The following is an 8,929-nucleotide window of genomic DNA, read 5'->3' on the forward strand; positions in this document are numbered from 1 at the left end:
CTTGTTCTCCTTTTACCCATTTTCCCGGCCTGCGGCCTTTTGTTACAATGCAGCTGTAACCGTAAGCAGCGGCAAGTATCGAACCGCCATATTATTGAAATGCCCAGGAGGTATAAAAAATGATCAGAACTTTTACGGAGCATCGAATCAGACAAACCCGGGAGCTTGGCGGACAATGGGAATTCATTACCGATCCGGCGGATCGGGGAATTCGCGATCAATGGTATGCACAGTTCCCCGCCGCACAAACGAATGTGTTCGTCCCGGCCTGTTGGAACAATGAATTCGGTTTGTACGATTACGAAGGCGTCGCTTGGTACCGCACGACGTTCGAGCTCGCGTCCATAGAACATATCCGGCTGCTGTTTCACGCCGTATTGGGACATGCCGACGTCTATCTGGACGGACAGCATCTCGGCTACCATTACGGGGGTTACACGCCTTTCGATTTTGTCGTCCCTTCCGCGTCGGCGGGCAAGCATGAGCTGATCGTACGCACCGACAGCACGCTAACCCGGCAGACGATCCCGATTGACGCAGTCGACTGGTATCATTACGGAGGCATTATTCGCCCCGTCGAGCTGCAGCTGCTATCCGGCGTCTACATCGATCATCTCGGCATCGGGTACAGCCTGGACTCCGGGAACCGGGCCGACGTCACCGTCTCGATGCGCCTGCGCTCCCTCTCGGCGGAAGAGCAGGACGTGCCGCTCGTTCTGTCGGCGGAGGATCATGTATTTCACGAAGAAGAAGTACGCGTTCCCGCAGGGCAAACCGTGACCGTAGAGGTGCGCCAAACTTGGGACGATGTCCGCTTATGGAACGTCGGCCGGGCCGAGCTGTACCTGATTACGGCTTCTACAGGCTATGACGACAAGACCGACCGGATCGGCTTCCGCCGGATTGAGGTCAAGGACCGGCAAATCTGCATTAACGGCCGGCCCGTCTACTTGCAGGGCGTGAACCGGCATGACGAGCATCCCGAATGGGGCTTCGCCTTCCCTCCCAAGCTGATGAAAAAAGATCTCGATCTGATCCTGGAGCTCGGCTGCAATTCGGTGCGCGGCTCGCACTATCCGCAGAGCCCTTATTGGATCGATCTGCTGGACGAGCACGGCATCGTCTATTGGAGCGAAATTCCGATGTGGGGCGCGTTCCTGCCCAAGGAAGTGACGACCGATCCGGTCTTCCGGCAGCGGGCGATGCGAATGCTTGAAGAAATGATCGAGCGGGATATTCATCATCCGAGCGTCGTGTTCTGGTCGATCCACAATGAGATCGATACGACATGCCAGGAAGCGATCGATTTGTCCGTCCCGATGATCGAGCGCGTTCGCAGTATGGACAGCTCCAGACTGGTCGCGTACGCGACGATGCATCCTCTGAAGGATGTGCTGCTGCCGCTCGTGGACGTCATCGGCATCAACAAATACCACGGCTGGTATGAGGGCAATGTCGAAGGATTCCAAGGAATGCTGGACGAATTTCACGCCTATGCCGAAGCGATGGGAGCCGGAGACAAGCCCGTGCTGATGACGGAATTCGGAGCGGCCGGCATTTACGGGGACACGGGCTGGGAGCCCCGCCTGTTCAGCGAGGATTACCAGGCTCATGTGATTCGGGAGGCGCTGCGCATTTTCCGCAGCGATGCCAAGGTAAGAGGAACGTATATATGGCAGTTTGCCGATATACGGGCCGACCTGAAGAGCGACCGCGGCTACTTCCGCGACCGGGCGCGAAGCTTCAACAACAAAGGGCTGCTGAACGAATACCGCAAGCCTAAGCAGGCTTACCGCGTCGTCCGCGATATATACCGCTCGGCGGCGGATAGCCCGGCGAAACCGTGAACGCTGAGCGGCACGCTCGGGCTAACGAAGCGGCTGCCTATTCGTATCGGGAATAGCGGCTCGGCCGCATTCGCCTGCACATGCGCAGGATTTCCCATAAAATAGGAGCCCGGGAAGGGAAAGCCCAGGGCTCCTATTCTATTGCATCGCCGCGCGGGCGATATATGCCGTTCGACTGGCCGCTAGCGCCCGTCAGTCGCCGTCCTTCGCCGGGGTCGGCGAAGGCTTAGGCGACGATTTGGCCGTCGGCGTCGGTGTGGGCTTGGCAGCCGGTTTGGATGACGGCTTCGGCGTCGGCTTGGTCGATGGAGTCGGCGTCGGGGACGGTTTCGTCGACGGCTTCGGCGAAACCTTCGGCTTGTCCGTCTGCTGCGGTTTGGCGGAGCCTCCGCTTCCCGCCGTAATGCCTGAGGACGGCGAGCCGCCGGATTCTTTCTTCGGCTCCGTCTGTTTCTTCGCCGCGGGCGTCGGCGTCGGGGTCGGCGCTGGCTTGACGGGCTCCGCTTCCGTGACGACGCCATCTTTATCGACGCTGGCATTGATCGAGATGCGCCCCATTCTCTCGAACAGATTGGCGCCGTCCTCATCCGTCATCCGTACAGGCTGCGCCCATTTGGTCAAGATCGGCACCATTTGCAGGCTGCAGCTTCCTTCCTTCGTGCATTCCGCATCGAGCACCATGCTCTCCCATGTCTCGGGAACTTCGTTGGTGGTGAAGATGAAATTGCCCAGACTATAGGCAATCCATTTGCCCTTATACCGTTCGAAGCCCTGAAGCACATGCGGATGGCCCCCGATCACAAGATCCGCACCCGCGTCGATATACTTGTGGGCAAGATCGGTCTGCTCCTTAACCGGGCGGTCCTTGCGTTCGATTCCCCAATGCGCAATGACAACGACAAGATCGGCCTGCTCGCGCGCTTTTGCAACCGCCTCGAGCGGCAGCTTGGCGTTGTACGTCTCGGCCACGCCCGGTTTGTCATTGCCCGCATACCAATCGGCGTTCTCCGCTACCCGGCTGAAGCCGAGAAAAGCGATCTTAATGCCGCTGCGCTCCATGATGACGGATTGATACGCCTCATCGCTGTTGCGGCCCGTGCCGACCCGCTTCATGCCGGCCTTTTCCAATTCGTCCAGCGTATCGAGCAGCCCTTCGGGGCCGTAATCCATAATATGATTGTTCGCCGTGTTGACCAGATCGATGCCTGCGGCTTGCATCACGGGCAGCGCCTGGGGCGAAGAACGGTACACGTAATCCTTGGACTCGGCGGTGCCTCTCTCGGTCAGCGGCGTCTCCAAATTCGCTACGGTAATATCGGCCGGGGTCAAGAAGTCCTTCACATAACGGAACGGATAATCCCAGCCGTTCTTCTTGAGCAAATCCTCGACCTTGCCGGCGAACATCACATCGCCGATAAACGTCAGCTTGACGCCGGATTTGATCTCGGACTCCTGCTTGGACGCGTCGGGCTGTACCGCCTCCGTCGGCGGCTGACCGCCTTCTTGAACGTTCGTCGCGGCCGGAGAAGGTGCGGAGCTTGTTCCCGAGGGCTGCTGCTGAACGGGGGGAGCCGCCCCCTCAGGCAAATCGTCGCGGGATAGCCAGTTCATTAAATAACTGAAGGAAACGAGAGTAATAACGGCCAAAATGGCCAGCGTAATCCAAGTTTTCTTATTGTTTTTGTCTTCATCCCGATGCTTTTGCGAACGCGTTTCTATGATGATCTACCCCTTTGTAACCAATGCGATCCAGCGGTTTCCACCGTCGCCGGCATGGATCTCCCGGCTTAAAGCTTGCCTAAAATTGATTCGAAGCAAAATAGCTTCTAGACATTATACCAAATATTGCTGCCCCGGTCATCGAACGAAAGTACGAGCCTTGGTTTATAAGAAATGTCCGGCCTTTGCAAAAACGGGAATATGGCCCCCGCCGTGCGCACTCCCCTCCGGCACAAGGAGCAAACAACAAGGGAAAGCTGTTTTTTACCGCAACAGGGTGTCTCTTTGGCGCAAAAATCCTTATAATGGAAAGATGGAGAGCTTTCAAGCTCGCAAGTCGAGACAGAATAGGAGTGCTTACCGATGGAAAAAATAGCGGTCATTTCGGATATTCACGGCAATTTGCCCGCGCTCGAAGCCGTCGTGAAGGACATCCGCAGACGGCGGATCAAACGTATCTTATGCCTCGGTGATTTGGTCGGCAAAGGTCCTCAACCCGCCGAAACGGTAGACCGGGTCCGCGAAATATGCGAGCAGACCGTGCAGGGCAACTGGGATATCGGCATCAATCGCCCGCAGGACAAAGCCGCCGGCATCTGGCAGCAGGAGAAGCTCGGAGCGGAGCGGCTCGATTATTTGCGCAGCCTGCCCTACTGCATCGATCTGCAGCTTAGCGGCAAATGGCTCCGCCTATTCCACGCGTCCGCGCTAAGCGTCGATCATCGTGTCCCCCGCAAAGCGCCCAAAAAGGATAAGCTGTCGCTGTTTCAGCATACGGCCATGACGGGTATGCCGCTTGGTTCGGATTCGGAGCCGGACCGCATTCCGGATATCGTCGGCTATGGGGATATCCATATTCCTTATTTGCAAACGATCAAGACGAAACAAAAAAAAGGGCTTATCGTGTTCAATACGGGCAGTGTCGGAGCTCCCTACGACGGGATTCCGGCGGCTTGCTATACGATTGTCGAAGGGATTCCCGAATCCGCAGCCGCAGGGCCTTACTCCATTCAAACGGTGAGGGTGCCGTACGATATCGACAAGGCGATAGCGATCGCCGAAGAGACGGGAATGCCGGGAATCGAGCGGTTTCGCTACGAAATGAAGCACGGCGTGGAAATGTAGCCGGTCACTATCACTATCCGGTTTACATAATCCTAAAATGTGAGGTTTTCTCCTGCCTATGATACAATAAAGAGAACGCTCACATGCGAGATTCGTTTCTGCTCCAACGCAGCCCATACACAGCAGGAAAAGAGGAGAACCCTTGTGGCCAGATGGAAAATCAACTTGATCGTGCTTTGGATCGGACAGTTTCTTGTAATGAGCGGCATGACGATGATCACGCCTTTTTTGCCGCTGTACATACAAGATTTGGGCGTGCATGACGCCCATCAGGTAGCGATGTGGTCGGGCATTATTTTCGCCGGCAACTTCGTCACCTCGTTTTTGTTTCAACCGCTTTGGGGCGGATTATCCGATCGCTACGGCCGCAAAGTCATGCTGCTGCGCTCCGGCTTCGGCATGGCGATCGTCATGACGCTGATGGGCTTTGCGACGAGCCCGTGGCAGCTGCTCGCGCTGCGCATCGTGAACGGCGTCATTTCCGGTTTCATGCCGGCCGCCGTCGCCCTGATGTCCACGAATACGCCGAAGGAGCGGATCGGCTTCGCGCTCGGCACGCTCCAATCCGGCGGGGTGGCGGGCTCGATCCTCGGGCCGTTCATCGGCGGCTTGTTGGCGGAATGGGTCGGCTTCCGGCCGATCTTCTACATTACCGGCCCTCTGCTGTTCTGCGCTTCGCTCTTGGCGCTCTTTCTGATCAAAGAGAACTTCGACGCCGCGGCGGCCAAAAAAAAGCCTGCCATTTCCACTATGGAAGGCTTCAAGGAATTAAAAAAGACAAAGCAGCTGCCCGCGCTGTACGCCGTAACGTTCGTCATTCAGTTTTCAATGCTGAGTTCGATGACGCTGGTCCCGCTCTTTGTACAAGAGCTCCACGGCAACGGGTCGATGCTCGCCTTCTATGCAGGCCTGGTCAGCTCGATCACCGGCTTCTCGAACATGATCGCCTCCCCGCTGCTCGGCCGATTGAGCGACCGGATCGGTTCGGTCAAAATATTGGCGATTTGCCTGGTCGGCGCCGCCGTCTCCTTCGTGCCGCAAGCGCTGGTTACGAACATATGGCAGCTGTTTGCCGCCCGCTTCATGCTGGGCGTCTTTATGGGAGGAATGCTCCCTTCCGTACAAACTCTAATCAGCAAGTTCGCTCCTAAAGGAATGGAAAGCCGAGCCTACAGCTTCAATACGAGCGCCACCAGTCTCGGCAACATGCTCGGGCCGATCGTCGGGGGCGTCCTGTCGGGCTGGATTCACATTCAAGGTTTGTTTATTATGGCGGCCGTGTTTCTGTTCGCCAATGCGATCTGGGTACGCAAAGCGCTGTTTCCCGGTCGTTCAGGCACAGAGGAAAACGCGGGCGGGACCGGATAGACGATTTTTATTTCGGAGGTGCTTGGATGAAAGTGAACGTGAAAAAGGTTCTGTTAATTATCGTCTGCGCAGAGCTGATGATATGGTATTGGGCCCAGCTCGACAGCATCGAGCAAAACGGGCAAGTCGTGTACCATCATCAAACTAACCGCGACACGGAAGCACCTCAGAAAGCGGCCGTCGATCCCGCCGAAGCGGTGAACAAATCCCCCAAAAGTGACGTGATGCTCTGAAGCTTATTCCGTCCGCATCCAGCCTAAGCTGGATCGGCGTCTAACCATTCCTCTGGGATCGTTCCACAGGATATGGCTGCGCATCATTTCCTAAACAACAAGAAAGCGTCTTAACGATTATCGATTGAAAATCCCGCATCCAACCGCATTTCATGGCAAAAAGCGCGCCAAAAAAACCGCCGAAGCCCGACTTCTTCACGATGGCAAGAAGCAAAGCTTCGGCGGCTTTTTCGTTGCGGCGCCGCTTAACGGACCCGGGCGATTGCCAGCCCGTCGTATGCAGGCAGGATGACGCCTTCCAGCCGCGGGTCGCGCACCATCCGCTCGTTGAATTCGCGCATCTTGACTACGCGGTTTCCCTTCGCCTCCGGATTCATACTGTCGCCGTGCAGCAGCGTGTTGTCTCCTACAATGACCGCTCCCGGATTAGCCAGCTTGATCGCCCATTCGAGATAGTTCGGATAATTGCCTTTATCGGCGTCGATGAAATACAGGTCGAACCGGTATCCTTCTTCTTCCAGCCGCCGCAGGCTGTCCAGCGCTTCGCCGGTCCGGTATTCCACCTTATCGCCCAAACCTGCTGCGGTCAAATTCCGCCGGGCGACCTCCGTATATTGCTGCTTAAGCTCCAGCGAGACCAGCTTGCCCCGCTCTCCGAGACCGCGGGCCAGACAAATGCCGCTGTATCCTCCCAGCGCGCCGATCTCCAGAATCCGCTCGGCTCCGGTCATCTGCACAAGCAGCGTCAGCAGCTTGCCGTACCCTCTGGCGATCGAAATTTCCGGCATGCCTTCGGCCCGGATCGTTTCAGCCACCTTATCCAATTGCTCGTCCGCTTCGAGCAGCGACTCGACGTATTCCTCCGCACTAAGCTGCGCCATGATCCATTTCCTCCCGCCTCATTGTATAAACGCATCGTTTATCCTATACTAGACTATTGTATGGCTTTTCCAAAGCGAGTTCAACTTCAAGAACAGCCATCGCTAACGATTATATTTCCGGCGTCCGCAAACCGGGCGCCGGCTTAAGAATACGGAGTGAAGTTCATGTCAGAGATTCATTTAATCGCCACCGCCCCGATGGGGCTGGAGGCCGTCGTAGCCCGCGAAGTCCGCGATCTGGGTTATGACCGGGTGACGGTCGAGAACGGCCGCGTCCATTTTATCGCAGACGAGCTGGCTATCGCCCGGGCAAACCTGTGGCTGCGTACGGCCGACCGGGTTTTGGTAGTGATGGGGCAATTCGAGGCCCGTACCTTCGACGAGCTGTTCGAAGGGACCAAAGCGCTGCCGTGGCCGGACTGGATTCCGGAGCATGCCGAGTTCCCTGTCGAAGGCCGCTCCCATAAATCGCAGCTGTCGAGCGTGCCCGCCTGCCAAGGAATCGTTAAGAAGGCGATCGTAGAGAGCATGAAGCAGCGCTATCATACGGAATGGTTCGGCGAGACCGGACCCAGATACGTGATCGAGATTGCGCTGCTGAACGATGTCGCTACGCTCACGCTCGACACGACAGGCGCCGGGCTGCATAAGCGCGGCTACCGCAAGCTCGTCACCGAAGCGCCGCTGAAGGAGACGATGGCGGCGGCGCTCGTGCTGCTGAGCCGCTGGCAGCCGGAGCGCCCGCTCTACGACCCGTTCTGCGGGTCGGGGACGATCCCGATCGAGGCGGCGATGATCGGGTGGAACCTGGCGCCGGGGCTGCGGCGCAGCTTCGCCGCCGAAGCGTGGCCCGTCGTGCCCGAGGACCTGTGGTCCGAGGCGCGGGAGGAAGCCTACGATCTCGTGCGGGACGATATCCCGCTGGAGATCGCGGGCTCGGACATCGATAGCGCGGCGATCGATGTGGCTTTGGCCGCCGCCAAGGCGGCAGGGCTCGCGAAGGAGCTGAGCCTGAAGGTGCTGCCGGTGGCGAAGGCGCAGCCTCGCGGCGACTACGGCTGCGTGATCACCAATCCGCCGTACGGCGAGCGGCTCGGTGATCGCGGCGAGGTCGAGAAGGTAATCCGCCAGCTCGGCGGCATGGCGTCGCAGCTGCCGACATGGTCGTTCTTCATCCTCAATCCGAACAAGCAGATCGAGCATTACATGGGCCGGACGGCCAGTAAAAAGCGCAAGCTGTTCAACGGCCGGATCGAATGCCATCTCTATCAATACTTTGCATCCGGCGGACTGTACGGCTGGCGCAAAGAGAAACAAGACAACCCCGGAACGTAAAGTCCGGGGCTTTTGCCTTATATTTTATTCCCTGATTTCCGCCTATCCCAAGGGCTAACCCGATATTTCACCGGACTTTTAAAAAGGTGGTGAAAAACGCCCACTTCGCATGCGAAAGCATCTTCCGATCGCTCTTGTTCCTGGATTTCTTGAATAGGTAAGCCCGTGTAACGGGGAAATCCGAGAACAAAGGCGAACGCTTACGCTTTTCCAGATTCAAATGGCCCCTCCGCTCTTTTTTCACCACGCTTCTAAAAGCGTGGTGAAAAAGTGGCATTGTACAGTCATGACACAATAGAAATGGTAAAATAAATGGAACTGATCGATGAGAAATGAGGCCAAAACTTATGCTAGTTTCCAAACGCCAAGGCACCCAACCTCGACTATTTCAAATGGTCGAGATGGAGGCGCTTGTTCCCCA

The 8,929-nt window shown here is 57.1% G+C and carries 7 protein-coding genes; 5 read left to right on the forward strand and 2 right to left on the reverse strand.

Translation table 11 applies throughout. The annotated features are described in order from the left end of the window. The first annotated feature begins 119 nt into the window (after window positions 1-119). Window positions 120-1,847 (forward strand): glycoside hydrolase family 2 protein, encoded by a 1,728-nt coding sequence (locus N0M98_RS08560; protein ID WP_259617548.1) that lies wholly within the window; start codon window positions 120-122, stop codon window positions 1,845-1,847. A gap of 192 nt (window positions 1,848-2,039) precedes the next feature. On the opposite strand, the gene N0M98_RS08565 is transcribed toward N0M98_RS08560, so the two are convergent. Continuing rightward, the gene (locus N0M98_RS08565) at window positions 2,040-3,494 is read right to left on the reverse strand and encodes a CapA family protein (protein WP_259617549.1); all 1,455 of its coding nucleotides are present in this window, start codon (window positions 3,492-3,494) and stop codon (window positions 2,040-2,042) included. Window positions 3,495-3,929: 435 nt separating this feature from the next. On the opposite strand from N0M98_RS08565, the gene N0M98_RS08570 reads away from it, so the two are divergent. The 3 genes from N0M98_RS08570 (at window position 3,930) to N0M98_RS08580 (ending at window position 6,292) form a co-directional block, all read left to right on the forward strand. Beyond that, the gene (locus tag N0M98_RS08570) at window positions 3,930-4,691 is read left to right on the forward strand and encodes a metallophosphoesterase family protein (RefSeq protein ID WP_259617550.1); all 762 of its coding nucleotides are present in this window, start codon (window positions 3,930-3,932) and stop codon (window positions 4,689-4,691) included. 144 nt (window positions 4,692-4,835) lie between these two features. Then, a complete protein-coding gene (locus N0M98_RS08575) occupies window positions 4,836-6,059 on the forward strand; it encodes an MFS transporter (protein WP_249864946.1) in 1,224 nt (407 codons plus the stop codon). Window positions 6,060-6,085: 26 nt separating this feature from the next. Beyond that, complete coding sequence (locus N0M98_RS08580; RefSeq protein ID WP_259617551.1) at window positions 6,086-6,292, forward strand: hypothetical protein; 207 nt, start codon at window positions 6,086-6,088, stop codon at window positions 6,290-6,292. Between the two features lie 245 nt (window positions 6,293-6,537). Here N0M98_RS08580 and N0M98_RS08585 read toward each other — a convergent pair whose 3' ends face one another. Beyond that, on the reverse strand, window positions 6,538-7,173 hold the full coding sequence (locus N0M98_RS08585; protein ID WP_259617552.1) for an O-methyltransferase: 636 nt from the start codon (window positions 7,171-7,173) through the stop codon (window positions 6,538-6,540). A gap of 165 nt (window positions 7,174-7,338) precedes the next feature. On the opposite strand from N0M98_RS08585, the gene N0M98_RS08590 reads away from it, so the two are divergent. After that, entirely contained in the window at window positions 7,339-8,508 is a 1,170-nt protein-coding gene (locus tag N0M98_RS08590) for a THUMP domain-containing class I SAM-dependent RNA methyltransferase (RefSeq protein WP_249864949.1), read from the forward strand. The last annotated feature ends 421 nt before the right edge of the window (window positions 8,509-8,929 follow it).

Source organism: Paenibacillus doosanensis (genome assembly GCF_025060755.1).
In the GTDB taxonomy this organism is placed as follows: Bacteria; Bacillota; Bacilli; order Paenibacillales; family NBRC-103111; genus Paenibacillus_S; species Paenibacillus_S doosanensis.